Consider the following 14,134-nt stretch of genomic DNA (forward strand, 5'->3'; position numbering starts at 1 on the left):
GCGTTCGGGCGGGTCTATACATGCCTGGATTGGTTGCACTGAAGCACAACAAAGCAATCATCGCCATGAAGGACCGCTTGAAGGCCAACGGCAAGGCCCCCAAGCAAATCATCTGTGCAGCGATGCGCAAACTCCTACATTTTGTCTACGCCGTTCTTAAATCGGGCCAGCCATTCGACCCGAAAATTGCCCTTGCCCGATGAGGGGCAAGACGGTATCTACAGGTTTATCCATGTAGGAGGGGCCGCAGGCTGCGATCTTTGCTTTAACGATGCAAAACGTACTGCCCGCTAAACGTCACCGCATCCTCATCACTCCCGGCATTGACGATCCGTGTATTCAACGTCAACCGCGCCCGCCCATAACGCTGATACATCGCCAGAAACTTCTTCCACACCGCCGCCTCCGGCGCCGGGCAAATCGCCGTGGCATCCCCCGTCACCGGCAGTGGATAACTGATCTGCCCCTCCTGAATCACGATGTGCCCGTCCGCAATCCCCTCTTCCTTCAAGCGCAGGTGCAACCAGCCCCAACCGGCCAGCACTGCGCCGCAATAGAGGCTGCCGCCGAACATGGTGCTCTTGTGATTGACGTTGGGCTCTAAAGGCAAATGCAGACTCAACTGCTGTGCCTGCCAGTCGAGTACCTTGAGGCCCATTTCCCGGGTCAGAGGGATGTCGTGATGCAGCACCGATTGCAGATAGTGAGTGTCCGGGTTCATTCGTTTTCCTCCCCATGGCTGCTGTCGCCGAAGTTGAGGCCGTGTTTGCGCAGCTTGTCGTGCAGGGTCTTGCGCGGAAGGCCCAGCGCTTCGGCGAGGCTGCGCACCGAGCTGTGGGAGCGCGCCAGTTCGGCGGCAATCAATGATTTCTCGAAGTTTTCCACTTGCTCGCTGAGGCCTCCGGCGTTGACTTCAACAGCCGTGCCGCCGCCTTCGGTGCCGCTGTTGTCCAGCGCCAGTTCCAGGCCGAGGGCGAAGCGCTCGGCGGCGTTCTGCAATTCGCGCACGTTGCCCGGCCAGGTGTGGCGCAGCAGCAAGGCGCGTTGCGCCGGTTGCAGTTCATGCGGCGGCAAACCGTGGCGGGCGCTGGCTTCATCGGCGTAATGCTGGAACAGCACCAACGCATCTTCGCCACGCTCGCGCAGTGGCGGAATACGCAGCGGCGCGACGTTGAGGCGGTAATACAAGTCGGCACGGAAGCGGCCCTGATCAGCCGCCTGGCGCAGGTCTTCCTTGGTTGCGGCGATCACGCGGATGTCCAACGGGATGAGCTGATTGCCGCCCAGCCGCTCGACCACGCGCTCCTGCAGCATGCGCAGCAACTTCACCTGCACGTCCATGCTCATGCTTTCGATTTCATCGAGAAACAGCGTGCCGCCATTGGCGAATTCGAACTTGCCGATGCGGCGTTTCTGCGCGCCGGTGAACGCGCCCGGTTCATGGCCGAACAACTCGCTTTCCACCACCGATTCGGCCAGCGCTCCGGCGTTGATCGCGACAAACGGGCCGTTGCGCCGGCTCGAAAGATCATGCAGCGCCCGAGCGACGACTTCTTTGCCGGCCCCGGTTTCGCCGAGGATCAACACGTCAGCCTTGGTCGCCGCCAGCGCGCCGATCTGCTCGCGCAGGCGCAGCATCGGCGTTGAGTGGCCGACCAGACGCGCGCTTAGTTCATTGCGATCGCTCAGGGCCAGACGCAGGCTGCGGTTGTCGAGCACCAGGCGACGCAGGGCCAGGGCACGACGTACGCTGTCGAGCAAAGCATCGCTGGCGAAGGGTTTTTCGAGGAAATCATAGGCGCCGGCGCGCATGGCCTGCACGGCCAGCGGCACGTCACCATGGCCGGTGATCAATAGCACCGGTAACTCAGGGTCTTGAGCGTGCAACTCGCTCAGCAACTCCAGACCGTCCATGCCCGGCATGCGGATGTCGCTGACCACCACACCTGGCCAGTCGCGTTCCAGTTGCCCGGCCAACCCTTGGGCTTCGGACAGCGGCAGAATTTTCAAGCCAGCCAGATCCAGTGTCTGGCCGAGGGCCTGACGCAGGTGCGGATCGTCGTCGATCAACACCACCTGAATGCGATTGTCGATGGTCATGCACTTCGATCCTCGGACGGTTGCAGGCTGACCCCGGGCGCACCGGCGCGCAGCCGCAGGGTAATCAAGGCGCCACCTTGCTTGTGGTTGGCGAACGACAGTTCACCACCGAAGGCGCGCATCAGGGTTTCACAAATGGCCAGCCCCAAGCCAAGGCCTTGAGTGCGGGTCTTGGTGGTGTAGAAGGGCTCGCTGGCGCGACCGAGGGCTTCCATGCAGAACCCCGGGCCGTTGTCGCGAATGTACAGATTGACGCCTTCGGCGGTGGATTCGGCACTCAGCCACAATTTGCGCGGCGGGCCTTTTTCGGTGAGGGCGTCGAGGGCGTTGGCCAGCAGGTTGCCGAGCACTTGGCGCAGGCGCGTTTCCCCGGCCTCGACCCACAAGGTGGCGGCGGGCAGGTCGCGGATCAACTCAACTTCCATGCTGCGCCGACGTTTGGCCAGCAGCGCCAGTGCATCGTCCAGCGCCGGTTGCAGGGCAACGCTTTCCGGGGCGTGGCGGTCGCGGCGGGCGAAAGCGCGCAGGTGGGCGATGATCGAGGCCATGCGTCCGGTCAGTTCGCTGATCAGTTTGAGGTTGCCGCGGGCCTCGTCGGTACGTTGGTGATCGAGCAGTACTTCGGCGTTTTCCGCGTAACTGCGGATCGCCGCCAACGGTTGGTTGAGTTCGTGGCTGATGCTCGCTGACATAGTCCCCAGCGCTGACAGTTTGCCGGCCTGCACCAGATCATCCTGGGCGCGCACCAGTTCCTGTTGCGCCTGCTCGCGTTCCAGTACTTCCTGCTTCAAACGGCGGTTGAGGCCTTCCAGATCACTTGTGCGTTCGGCGACGCGGCCCTCCAGCTCACGACGGGCCTTGGCCTCGAACGCGATGCGTTCCAGATAGTGGCGACGGCGCTGCATCATCAGGCCCACCAATAGCATCACCACCAACAGTGTGGCGCCGCCGATCGCCACCACCGTGCGCACCGGCCGGTCGATCAGTGTGCGCGGGGCGAGGATGCTGACGCTCCAGCCGGTTTCGGCGATGTCGTGGGTTTGCGTCAGCCAGGCGTCGTGGCTGAGATTCAGCGGACGCGGTTCGCGGGTCGGGTAGGGCTGGATGGCGGTGATAGCTGCGCGCTCGGTATCGCTCAAGACGCGGGTCGAGCGGAAGCGCCATTCAGGACGCGAGGTGAGGATGACCACGCCGTTATGGTCGGTCACCAGCAGTTGTTCCGGCGTTTTACCCCATAGGCTTTCGGTGTGGTCGAGATCGACTTTGATCACCAGCACGCCAGTGATCTTTTCACCGTTACGCACGGCAGCAGCGAAGAAGTAACCGCGCTTGGCCGACGTGGTGCCGAGACCGAAAAAACGCCCGAGACGCCCGGCCATGGCTTCGCTGAAATACGGGCGAAAGGCGAAATTGCGGCCGACGAAGCTGTCGTGTTTGTCCCAGTTCGACGCCGCCAGCGTTTTCCCGGTGGTGTCCATCAGGTACATGACTTCGGCGCCAGTCTGCGCACTGATATTTTTCAGCAGGCGGTTGGCATTGCCTTGGGTGACACCATCGTCCGGCGCCCCGAGTACAGCGCGTAGCGCCGGCAAGTCGCCGAGTATCTGCGGCAACACTTCATAGCGGTGCAGGGTGCCCAGCAGGTTGGCGACGTAGAGGTCGAGGGTCTGGCGATTCTGGCCGGCCAGTTCGCTGCGGTAATAGCGCTCGGCCAGATGCTCCAGCGGCCACAGTAAAGGGGCCAGACAAAGTGCCAGCAGGGCGAGGCTGCGCCAGCGAGGTCTGCGTGGGATAGATGGTTTCATGAGCCGGATGCGCCTGTAGTGACAGGCGCATTATGCCTAGGCTCAGGCGAAGACGTCAGCGTCCTTGAGCAGCGCGGCAGCCTGATCCTTGGCCGACAGCTTCGGCGCTTCGTCCAGCTGCCAGTCGATACCCAGAGCAGGGTCGTCCCAGCGAATGCTGCGCTCGGACGAAGGGTCGTAGTAGTTGGTGGTCTTGTAGAGGAATTCGGCGAACTCGCTCAGTACTACGAAGCCATGGGCGAAACCTTCCGGCACCCACAGTTGACGATGGTTTTCAGCCGACAGGCGCACTGCTACCGACTTGCCGAAGTGCGGCGAGCTGCGGCGTATGTCCACGGCCACATCTAGCACTTCACCGACAGTGACGCGCACCAGTTTGCCTTGGGTGTTTTCCAGTTGGTAATGCAGGCCGCGCAGCACACCTTTTTGCGAGCGCGAATGGTTGTCTTGAACGAACTGAGTGTCCAGACCAGTGGCTTGCTGGAAGGCCTTGGCGTTAAAACTTTCGTAGAAGAAACCGCGCTCGTCACCAAACACCTTCGGTTCGATGATCAGAACACCGGGCAAATCAGTGGTGATGACATTCATGAGGATTTCCATAGGCAGGTGTGAATGGCCGACATTCTTGCGCAAAGTGCCGGCGGATGCGAGCGCGCGAATAACCACGCTCAGGGGTTGCGCATCCTCTGAAGCAATGGCGATATAGGCGCCTGATAAAATTCCAGGGGTCGTTCCATGCCGCTCGCCATGTTGATTCACCGCGCCAGTTTGCCCAGCCCGCAGGTTTCACAGGCACAGGCCCTGCAATGGCTGACCGAACATTACGGGCTCAGCGGCACGTTGCAGGCCCTTGGCAGCCAGCAGGATCTCAACTATCGCGTCGACAGCGCACGCGGGCGGTTTGTGCTGAAAATCTGCCGGGGCGATTACGCCCTTGTCGAGTTGCAGGCCCAGCATGCCGGGCTCAAGTATCTGGCCGAACATTGTGCTGTGACCGTGCCACGGGTGATTGCCGCCAGTAACGGTCAGGACCTGCTGACGCTGCAAGTCGATGGCGAGCCGGTGCATGTGCGGCTGCTGGATTACATCGAAGGCCAGTCGCTGACCCATCTCGATCACTTGGGCCATGAGGTGGTGACCGGGTTTGGCCGGCTCTGTGGTGAGATGGATCTGGCACTGGCCGGGTTCGACCATCCGGGCCTTGAGCGCACTTTGCAGTGGGACGCGCGCCATGCCAGCGCACTGATCAGCCATTTGCTGCCAGTGATCAAGGACGACCAACAACGCGCATTGATCGCCGGCATCGCCGAACAGGCTGAGCGCCGCTTGCAGCCGCTGGCGGACAAACTGCCGGTGCAGGCGATCCACATGGACATCACCGACGACAATGCCGTCTGGCAGCGCGACGCCCAGCGCCATTGGCAGTTGCAGGGCGTGATCGATTTCGGCGACCTGATCCGCACCTGGCGCATCACCGATCTGTCGGTGACTTGCGCTGCGTTGCTGCACCACGCCGGCGGCGACCCGTTTGTGATTCTGCCGGCGGTGCAGGCTTATCATGCGGTCAATCCGCTGCAACCCGAGGAACTGCAAGCGCTGTGGCCCCTGATCGTCGCGCGGGCGGCGGTGCTGGTGCTCAGTGGCGAGCAGCAGGTCAGCATCGATCCGGGCAACGCTTACAGCCGCGACAACCTCACCCACGAGTGGGAAATCTTCCGCGTCGCCACCTCGGTGCCACTGGCGCTGATGGAGGCAGCGATCCTCACCGCCGTCGGGCAAGCCTTGCCGGAAATCAATGGCGAAGGTTTTGCGCCGTTGTTGCCTGGCTTGGTCGGGCGCGAATTCGCATTGATCGATCTCGGCGTTCTCAGCCCGCATTTCGAGGCCGGCAACTGGGAGCAGGAAGGTATTGATCAGCGCCTGCTGACCGAAGCGGCGGCCGTCCATGGTTTGGCGGCGAGTCGTTACGGCCAATACCGTTTGTCGCGTACTCAACCGGACAGTGCCGTCGAGCCGGATACCTTGCCGCTGCATGTCGAGTTGCGCGTGCCGAACGGTACTACCGTGGAAGCGCCGTTTGCCGGCGTGCTGCATCAAGCGGCAGACGGTGCGCTGCAACTCGATGGCCCGCAGCTCAGCGTGCGGTTGTGGGGCGTGACGCCTTCGCTGCACAGCGGCGCGGCGCTGGTCAAAGGCCAAGTGCTGGGCTCGGTGAGCAAGCCGTTGATCGTGCAACTGAGTCGCGGTGCGCAACTGAATGCGCCGCTGTTCTGCACGCCATCCCGTGCGGCGGCGTGGCAGGCATTATGTCCGTCGCCGGCAGCCTTATTGGGCCTGGCCTGCGATGCCGTGCCGGAGCTGGACGCGAAAACCCTGCTGGACCGCCGTGACGCCAGTTTCGCCCGCACGCAAAAGCACTATTACGTTGACCCGCCACGCATCGAACGTGGCTGGCGCAATCACCTGATTGACATGCAGGGCCGTTCCTATCTCGATATGCTCAACAACGTCGCGGTGCTCGGGCACGGTCACCCGCGCATGGCGGCGGTCGCTGCCCGCCAGTGGTCGCTGCTCAACACCAACTCACGCTTCAACTACGCGGCGGTGGCCGAGTTCTCCGAGCGATTGCTCAAGCTGGCGCCGCAAGGCATGGATCGAGTGTTTCTGGTCAACAGCGGCAGCGAGGCCAATGACCTGGCGATTCGTCTGGCGTGGGCCTACAGCGGCGGGCGCGACATGATCAGCGTGCTTGAGGCGTATCACGGCTGGACGATCGGCGCCGACGCGGTATCGACTTCGATTGCCGATAACCCGAAAGCCCTCGAAAGTCGCCCGGACTGGGTGCATCCGGTGACCGCGCCGAACATTTATCGCGGCGAATTCCGCGGCCTCGATTCGGCACCGGATTACGTGCGCAGCGTCGAACATCACTTGGCGAAAATCGCCGAGCACAAACGCCAACTGGCCGGGTTTATCTGTGAACCGGTGTACGGCAATGCCGGCGGCATCTCGCTGCCGCCAGGCTATCTGAAGCAGGTGTATGAGTTGGTGCGTGCGCAGGGCGGTGTATGCATCGCCGATGAAGTGCAGGTCGGTTACGGGCGCATGGGCCATTTCTTCTGGGGTTTTGAAGAGCAGGGCGTGGTGCCGGACATCATCGTCATGGCCAAAGGCATGGGCAACGGCCAGCCACTCGGCGCGGTGATCACTCGCCGGGAAATCGCCGAGGCGCTGGAGGCCGAGGGTTACTTTTTCTCGTCGGCCGGCGGCAGTCCGGTGAGCTGCCAGATCGGCATGGCCGTGCTGGATGTCATGGAAGAAGAAAAACTCTGGGAGAACGCCCAGGTGGTCGGTGGCCACTTCAAGGCACGGCTCGAAGCATTGATCGATAAACATCCGCTGGTAGGGGCGGTGCATGGTTCCGGGTTCTATCTGGGCGTGGAACTGATCCGCAATCGCGAGACTCTGGAGCCTGCGACCGAAGAAACTACGCTGCTGTGCGACCGCTTGCGCGAGCTGGGCATTTTCATGCAACCGACCGGCGATGATCTGAACATCCTCAAGATCAAACCGCCGATGGTCACCTCGCGGCGCAGCGTGGATTTCTTTGTCGACATGCTGGACCGGGTCCTCGAAGAAGGCCTGTGACCCACGATCCTTTGGAGGCGCTGTCGGAATTCAGATTTATATCGATCATTTATGTTGCTTTGCAGATCGAAGGTGATTTGTAAGCTTTTAAAGCCGATATTTATCGGTTATAAAGTCGCCGTTGCTTTGCTAACCCTCGATGGTTTCCAGGAGTCCTGATCCGATGACCACTTTGAAAAGTACCCCGCGCGCCGATGGTTTCCACATGCCGGCCGAGTGGGCGCCGCAGACTCAGACCTGGATGATCTGGCCCGAGCGTCCGGATAACTGGCGTCTGGGCGGCAAACCGGCGCAAGCCGCTCACGCGGCAGTGGCCAAGGCCATCGCCCGTTTCGAACCAGTGACTGTTGCGGTCTCCGCCGGCCAGTACGAAAACGCCCGTGCGCGTCTCGATGTACCGAATATTCGCGTGGTCGAGATGTCCAGCGATGACGCCTGGGTGCGCGACAGCGGCCCGACTTTCGTCATCAACAACAGCGGCGAAGTGCGTGGTGTGAACTGGGATTTCAATGCCTGGGGTGGTTTCGATGGCGGCCTGTACTCGCCATGGAACCGTGACTCGCAGGTCGGCGGCAAGATCCTTGAAATCGAGCGCAGCCCGCGTTATCGCACCGAAGGTTTTGTGCTGGAGGGCGGCTCGATCCACGTCGATGGCGAAGGCACGCTGATCACCACCGAAGAATGCCTGCTCAACCGCAATCGCAACCCGCATCTGGGTCGCGAAGAAATCGAAGCGGTGCTGAGCGCCAATCTGGCTGTGGATAAAATCATCTGGCTGCCGGACGGTCTGTTCAACGACGAAACCGACGGCCATGTGGATAACTTCTGCTGCTACGTGCGTCCCGGTGAAGTACTGCTGGCCTGGACTGACGATCCGCAGGATCCGAACTACCCGCGCTGCCAGGCGGCCATGAAAGTGCTGGAAAACAGCACCGACGCCAAAGGGCGCCCATTCACGGTGCACAAGATGCCGATTCCGGGGCCGCTGTTCGCCACCGAAGAAGAGTGCGCCGGGGTCGACCCGGTGGACGGTACGCAGGAGCGTAATCCGAGCGTGCGTCTGGCCGGTTCTTACGTGAACTTCCTGATAGTCAACGGCGGCATCATCGCCCCGAGCTTCGACGATCCGATGGATGTTCCGGCCCGGGAAATTCTGCAAAACCTGTTCCCGCAGCACGAAGTGGTGATGGTGCCGGGCCGCGAACTGTTACTGGGCGGCGGCAATATCCACTGCCTTACCCAACAGCAGCCAGCGCCGCGCAAAGAGTGAGTTGAGTCGTAACAGCCCTAGTTGATTCATAAATCAGCCGGGCGACGATTCACGCGCCCTGTACCTGAAGAAGCCCGCAGCCCGATTGGACTGCGGGCTTCTTTGTATCCGCTTGTCGACAAACCGCAGACCTTGGCATAGCTCTTGTATCGGACAAAGCGCACTAGGGAGGGAGGAGAACTTCAACAGTTCTGTCATAAACCTTGGATAACTTAGCCGCTCATGACCGGGGAGAGAGCGCTGAAATGAACGCCGAAGTGAACGTAGTCAGCGAGCGGACTTTGCATCCCATGGCCGTAAACGGCGAATCGCTCCAGATTGTCGCGCACTTTTTGAAGTCCAATGGAACGCGTCAGATCAGGGAAGCTGATCCGCGCCGGATGATGATCGAGCGCTACCCCGCTGGCCTGTTCAGCGAGGCCGAACTGGAAGCGTTGTGGGCTGTGATGCAAGGATAAGAAGTACAACAGGGATGGGTAAAAGCGCTGCCGGGATGGCGGCGCTTTTTTATGCACGATACAAAACCGATGTGAACACTGAACCTGTGGGAGGGGGCTTGCTCGCGAAGGCGTCGGGTCAGTAGACATCATGGTTCCTGACCCACCGCATTCGGAAGCAAGCCCCCTCCCACAGGTTTTTGCGCTGATTTAGAAGCTGTAGGTACCCGTCATCACCACGCTACGCGGTGCACCCGGCATGATCTGCGCGGCGCTGGTCGCCGACGCGTAGTACTCGCGGTCGGTGATGTTGTTCAACGCCCCACGCAAATCCCAGTCCTTGAAGCGGTACCCGACCAGCGCATCCCAACGGCCATAGCCCGGCAGCTCCGTGGTGTTGGCGTTATCGGCATAACGTTGGCCGACCAGGGTCAGGCCGGTTTCGCCGTACCAGCCCATTTCCGGCTTCCAGGTCAGGAACAGACTGCCGTTGTGCTTGGCGACGTTGTTGATGCGTTTGCCTTCCAGACCGTTGTTGTCCTTCTCGATGGTCGCATCCTGCACGCCGACGCCACCGCGCATGTACCAGTTGCCGACGAGTTTGCCGGTTGCGGTCAGTTCAATGCCCCGTGAACGTTGCAGACCGGTCATGACGGTCAGGGTCGGGTCATTGGGATCAACGGTGCGGCGGTTGTAGAGCTCCAGGTCATAGACCGCCAGCGTGGTACTCAGGCGATCATCCAGCCAGTCGCTTTTAACGCCGATTTCTTTCTGCTTGGTCAGCTCGGGGCTCAGGTCGTTGCTGTTGCCGGCCGCGCCCGGAGTGATGCCGATCAGACCACCGCCTACGGGCGAGAAGGTCTTGGACCACGAGGCGTAGAACGAGTGATTTTGCAGCGGCGTCCAGACCAGACCCACGCGCGGGCTGGTGCTGTGGCTGTCACGATCTTCGGTAATGTTCCTCAGCTTGTTGGTCGACTCGATGTCGAAGGTGTCGTAGCGCAGACCCGCCAACAATTGCCATTGATCGTTCAGCCGCAGTTGATCTTGCACGTAGACCGCGCGGCTTTCGACTTCGGTGTGGCTGTTGCTGGACAACTGCATGCGTCCGGTATGGCGCAGTTCGCGGTTGGGGTTGAACAGGTCCAATGCCGGCACCGGCTGGGAACCTCGGCCGGTGGCGGCGTTGTACAGCTTCGGGTCACGGCGCTGACTGCCGGTTTCGATACCGGTGAGCAGGCGATGCTCAAGGCCAAAGGTATCGAAACCGCCTTCCAGCTCGAGGTTGTTGTAGACGTTGCGGGTGCTCAGATCCTGTTGCCAGTGCTGGCGCGTGACCTTATTGGTCGCCGGGGTGTAACCGGTCAGATAGGTGTTGTCGAAATCGCTGTCGAGCTTGAACACGCCGAGGGTCTGGCGCAGTTGCCAGTTGTCATTGAGCTCATAGGTGAGTCTGGAGCGCAGGGACTGCGTCTTGTCGTCGATAAAATCGTGGTCGTTGCCGTAAGTCGTGTCGCGGCCCACGTCCGCCGGGCGACCGTTGACGCCTGGAATACCGCGATCCGGCGTGCGGTTGTAGCGGCTGTATTCGTACTGCACCAACCAGTTCAGGTCGGGTGTCAGTTGCCAGCTCATTGACGGCGCGAACAGTTGGCGGTTACCGCTGACGCCATCGCGGAAGCTGTTTTCATCCATGTTGCCCATGTTCAGGCGCAGGCTGATGTTCTCGCTCGGGTCGGTGCTGAGGTCGGCGTACAGGCTGCGCAGATCTTCGCTACCGCCTTGGGCTTCGATGGTCGAGCGACGTCCGGCCTCGGGTATTTTGCTCACGCGGTTAACGATCCCGCCCTGACTGCCACGGCCGTACAGCACGGCGGCCGGACCTTTGAGCACTTCGACGCGTTCGATGTTGTGCAGGTCGCGCTTGTACTGGCTGTCGTCGCGAATGCCGTCCAGATAGAAGTCATTGCTGGCGTCGAAGCCGCGGATGCGCAAGCTGTCGAAGCGGGTGTCGGCGCTGCTGCTGACGTTGGGCATGCCACTCAAGGCATCGCCGATGTCGTTGGTGCCGTAATTGGCAACGTTCGAGGTCTTGATCGAATCAATGGCCTGCGGCACATAGCGCACCGGGGTCGAAGTGCGGGTCGCGGTGTTGCTGACTTTGACGCGCGGGTCATCGGCCTCTTCTTGCGCCTGGGCGCTGATGGCGGTCGTGGGTAACTCGGTTGCAGAGTAAGCAAAACCACTCGACAGAAAGGCAGAAAGCCCAAGGGTGACGGGCGTGAGACGGAACGGGGCAGGCATTGAAAAGCGCATCCGAAAAGGTGGAAGAATTCTAGGGTGCGAATGGTAATGCTTTGCATTTACTTCCTTTAATTATTCGTGAAAAGTTCCCCGGTCTGATTGTTTCAATTTGTGTCGAAATGGACACAACCTGACCGTTCGGACAATTCGCCCGATTCACGAAACAGACTGAAAGCCATTACGGCGTTTTTCCGCAACGGCTTCAGGCTTAGGCTGCCGGCCTCGATTTTTCCCACATTCCTGCCGGAGTTTTCTGATGATCCTTCACTACATTTACGACCCTCTGTGCGGCTGGTGTTACGGCGCAAAACCGTTGGTGCAGGCGGCACAGCAAGTACTGCCGGTGATCGCTCATGCGGGAGGCATGATGAGCGGCGCCAACCGTCAGCGCGTTTCGCCACAGTTGCGCAATTACGTCATGCCCCATGATCGGCGTATTGCCGAATACACCGGACAGCCCTTTGGCGAGGCGTATTTCGAAGGCTTGTTGCGCGATGACACCGCCGTTTTCGATTCAATACCGCCGATCACCGCCGTCATGGCAGCTGAGACAGTCGACGGCCGAGGACTCGAAATGCTCGGGCGTTTACAGACGGCGCATTACGTAGGAGGGCGGCGAATTGCCGATGAGTCGGTCCTTCTGGAGTTCGCTACACAAATGGGCTACGTCGGGGAAACCTTTCAGGCTGCGTTTAAATCCGTTGATGCAGAGCCACATATAAAAGCCACTCGCGGGCTGTTGGCTCAACTCGGCGGGCAGGGATTTCCCACGTTTGCGCTGGAACATGACGGTCAATTCACGCTGCTCGACATCAGTCCCTGGCTGGGCAAGCCGCAAGACTTCGCCGATTGGTTGGCTGAGGCCGTTGAAGTCAATACAACCGGCGAATCCTCTGCGTTTTGTGGTCTCGACGGTTGCGCTTGAAGCGCACTGGATTCACTGTTTACGCGCATTTCCGTGCAAGGAGTCAGCGAAAAATTTACGTTTCTTAGACGATTTTCGCCTATTTAAAGACGATTCTTGAAATTGACACAATGTTCAGGGCACGGCTAGGATTCGCCCCAACGCCTGTGGCCAACCGCCATGACTCAAAATAATAAGAAGGCCCGCCACGACTTTGTCGTGGGCGGGCCTTTTTGTTTCGGGGTGAAAAAAGAGTGCTTTAGCGCCGTTTCAGCCGTTCGACACAGCGCGTTTCAACCCGTAATAAGGAAAACAAAATGTTGAACAAGCGGATCAGTCTGATCGCATTGGGGATGTTGAGCGCCACTTCGGCCATGGCTAACGACCAGGCCGAGTCCAAGGGTTTTCAAGAAGACAGCAGCCTCAAAGTGCTGCTGCGCAATGCCTACATCAATCGTGATTACAAGGACGGTAGCCCGGACAGAGCCGAGTGGGGCCAAGCGGCCATCGGTACGTTCTCGTCCGGCTTCACCCAAGGCACCGTCGGTGTCGGTGTGGATGCCTTTGGTCTGTACGCCCTGCGTCTGGACGGTGGCAAGGGGCGCAGCGGCGCTGGCGGCATCGACTTCTTCAAGCAGGGCGACAGCGGCAACGCGGCTGACGATCTGTCCAAATTCGGTGCAGCGGTCAAATTCCGCGTCTCCAATACCGTTCTGACCTACGGTGACCAGATGCCGGCGCTGCCGGTGCTGAACTACGACAACTCGCGCCTGCTGCCGGAAAGCTACACCGGTACGTTGATCACTTCCAAAGAGATCAAAGGCCTGGAGCTGAACGCCGGTCGTTTCACCGCCGAATCGCGCAAGAGCGCTGAAGGCCGTGACAGCGGTGGCTTGAAGTCGATCAATGTGTTGGGTGGTAGCTACCAGTTCACCGAACAGTTCAAGGCAGCGCTGTACGCTTCCGACGTCGAAGACGTGATGAAGAAACAGTACGTGAACGCCAACTATGTGTTCCCGATCGACAAGGATCAGTCGCTGACTCTGGACTTCAACGGCTATCGCACCAAACTTGACAAGTCCTATGCGGACATCAAGAACACGGGCGGTCAGGACAACAAAATCTGGAGCCTGGCAGCCACGTTTGCCACAGGCCCACACTCGTTCACCGTGGCACACCAGCGCAGCACCGGTGACAGCAACCTGGGTTATCCATACGGCGGTTATCAGAATGACGGTCGCCGTCAGGGTGACGGTGGCAACACCATCTACCTGGCCAACTCGTACTGGTCGGACTTCAACGCTGAAGACGAACGCAGCTGGCAGCTGGGCTACGGCCTGGACTTCGGCGCATTCGGCGTACCGGGTCTGAGCTACAACTTCGCTTACGTGCGTGGCGATAACATCACCACCGACACCAGCAGCGGCGGTACCGAGCGTGAGATCTTCAACCAGGTCAAATACGTCGTGCAAAGCGGTCCGGCCAAAGACCTCAGCGTGAAACTGCGCAGCTCGATCCTGCGCGTTTCGCAGAAATCCGCCGACTACAACAGCAGCGGTAACGAGTTGCGTGTATTCGTGGACTACCCGATCAACATCTTCTGATGCCTGATCAAGTGTAAGAAACATGAGAAAAACCCCGACTGGTTCGGGGTTTTTTTCGACGG

At 60.2% G+C, this 14,134-nt stretch carries 10 protein-coding genes and 1 pseudogene; 6 read left to right on the plus strand and 5 right to left on the minus strand.

Annotation, left to right across the window (positions count from 1 at the left end):
• Positions 1-203: pseudogene (locus CKW18_RS17965) on the plus strand (IS110 family transposase); the annotation flags it as partial.
• A 62-nt stretch (positions 204-265) separates the two neighbouring features.
• Here CKW18_RS17965 and CKW18_RS17970 read toward each other — a convergent pair.
• From CKW18_RS17970 to rfbC, 4 genes are read right to left on the minus strand one after another with little or no spacing between them, the layout of a single operon-like run.
• Complete coding sequence (locus tag CKW18_RS17970) at positions 266-721, minus strand: YiiD C-terminal domain-containing protein (protein WP_095190033.1); 456 nt, start codon at positions 719-721, stop codon at positions 266-268.
• Complete coding sequence (locus CKW18_RS17975) at positions 718-2,100, minus strand: sigma-54 dependent transcriptional regulator (RefSeq protein ID WP_095190034.1); 1,383 nt, start codon at positions 2,098-2,100, stop codon at positions 718-720. Before CKW18_RS17975 ends, CKW18_RS17970 begins: the two co-directional genes overlap by 4 nt.
• Positions 2,097-3,905 (minus strand): ATP-binding protein, encoded by a 1,809-nt coding sequence (locus CKW18_RS17980; RefSeq protein WP_095190035.1) that lies wholly within the window; start codon positions 3,903-3,905, stop codon positions 2,097-2,099. Before CKW18_RS17980 ends, CKW18_RS17975 begins: the two co-directional genes overlap by 4 nt.
• Positions 3,906-3,947: 42 nt before the next feature.
• Entirely contained in the window at positions 3,948-4,493 is a 546-nt protein-coding gene (gene rfbC, locus CKW18_RS17985) for a dTDP-4-dehydrorhamnose 3,5-epimerase (RefSeq protein WP_095190036.1), read from the minus strand.
• 147 nt (positions 4,494-4,640) lie between these two features.
• On the opposite strand from rfbC, the gene CKW18_RS17990 reads away from it, so the two are divergent.
• The 3 genes from CKW18_RS17990 (at position 4,641) to CKW18_RS18000 (ending at position 9,281) form a co-directional block, all read left to right on the plus strand.
• A complete protein-coding gene (locus CKW18_RS17990) occupies positions 4,641-7,553 on the plus strand; it encodes an aminotransferase (RefSeq protein WP_095190037.1) in 2,913 nt (970 codons plus the stop codon).
• A gap of 163 nt (positions 7,554-7,716) precedes the next feature.
• Complete coding sequence (gene aguA / locus CKW18_RS17995; protein WP_095190038.1) at positions 7,717-8,823, plus strand: agmatine deiminase; 1,107 nt, start codon at positions 7,717-7,719, stop codon at positions 8,821-8,823.
• Between the two features lie 245 nt (positions 8,824-9,068).
• On the plus strand, positions 9,069-9,281 hold the full coding sequence (locus tag CKW18_RS18000) for a hypothetical protein (RefSeq protein ID WP_095190039.1): 213 nt from the start codon (positions 9,069-9,071) through the stop codon (positions 9,279-9,281).
• A 189-nt stretch (positions 9,282-9,470) separates the two neighbouring features.
• Here CKW18_RS18000 and CKW18_RS18005 read toward each other — a convergent pair whose 3' ends face one another.
• A complete protein-coding gene (locus tag CKW18_RS18005) occupies positions 9,471-11,564 on the minus strand; it encodes a TonB-dependent siderophore receptor (protein ID WP_095190040.1) in 2,094 nt (697 codons plus the stop codon).
• A 256-nt stretch (positions 11,565-11,820) separates the two neighbouring features.
• Here CKW18_RS18005 and CKW18_RS18010 point away from each other — a divergent pair, with 256 nt between their 5' ends.
• Positions 11,821-12,489: a DsbA family protein gene (locus CKW18_RS18010; protein ID WP_095190041.1), complete on the plus strand. Its 669-nt coding sequence runs from the start codon at positions 11,821-11,823 to the stop codon at positions 12,487-12,489.
• 296 nt (positions 12,490-12,785) lie between these two features.
• Positions 12,786-14,072, plus strand: coding sequence for an OprD family porin (locus CKW18_RS18015; protein ID WP_095190042.1), 1,287 nt, complete (start codon positions 12,786-12,788; stop codon positions 14,070-14,072).
• Positions 14,073-14,134: the final 62 nt, after the last annotated feature.

Origin of the sequence: Pseudomonas sp. Irchel 3E19 (assembly GCF_900187585.1) — a bacterium.
In the GTDB taxonomy this organism is placed as follows: Bacteria; Pseudomonadota; Gammaproteobacteria; order Pseudomonadales; family Pseudomonadaceae; genus Aquipseudomonas; species Aquipseudomonas baetica.

Coding starts and splice junctions, on each gene's coding strand:
- CKW18_RS17970 (WP_095190033.1), bottom strand. CDS start 721: ATGAACCCGGACACTCACTATCTGCAATCGGTGCTGCATCACGACATC.
- CKW18_RS18010 (WP_095190041.1), top strand. CDS start 11,821: ATGATCCTTCACTACATTTACGACCCTCTGTGCGGCTGGTGTTACGGC.
- CKW18_RS18005 (WP_095190040.1), bottom strand. CDS start 11,564: ATGCCTGCCCCGTTCCGTCTCACGCCCGTCACCCTTGGGCTTTCTGCC.
- CKW18_RS17975 (WP_095190034.1), bottom strand. CDS start 2,100: ATGACCATCGACAATCGCATTCAGGTGGTGTTGATCGACGACGATCCG.
- CKW18_RS17990 (WP_095190037.1), top strand. CDS start 4,641: ATGCCGCTCGCCATGTTGATTCACCGCGCCAGTTTGCCCAGCCCGCAG.
- aguA (WP_095190038.1), top strand. CDS start 7,717: ATGACCACTTTGAAAAGTACCCCGCGCGCCGATGGTTTCCACATGCCG.
- CKW18_RS17980 (WP_095190035.1), bottom strand. CDS start 3,905: ATGAAACCATCTATCCCACGCAGACCTCGCTGGCGCAGCCTCGCCCTG.
- CKW18_RS18000 (WP_095190039.1), top strand. CDS start 9,069: ATGAACGCCGAAGTGAACGTAGTCAGCGAGCGGACTTTGCATCCCATG.
- CKW18_RS18015 (WP_095190042.1), top strand. CDS start 12,786: ATGTTGAACAAGCGGATCAGTCTGATCGCATTGGGGATGTTGAGCGCC.
- rfbC (WP_095190036.1), bottom strand. CDS start 4,493: ATGAATGTCATCACCACTGATTTGCCCGGTGTTCTGATCATCGAACCG.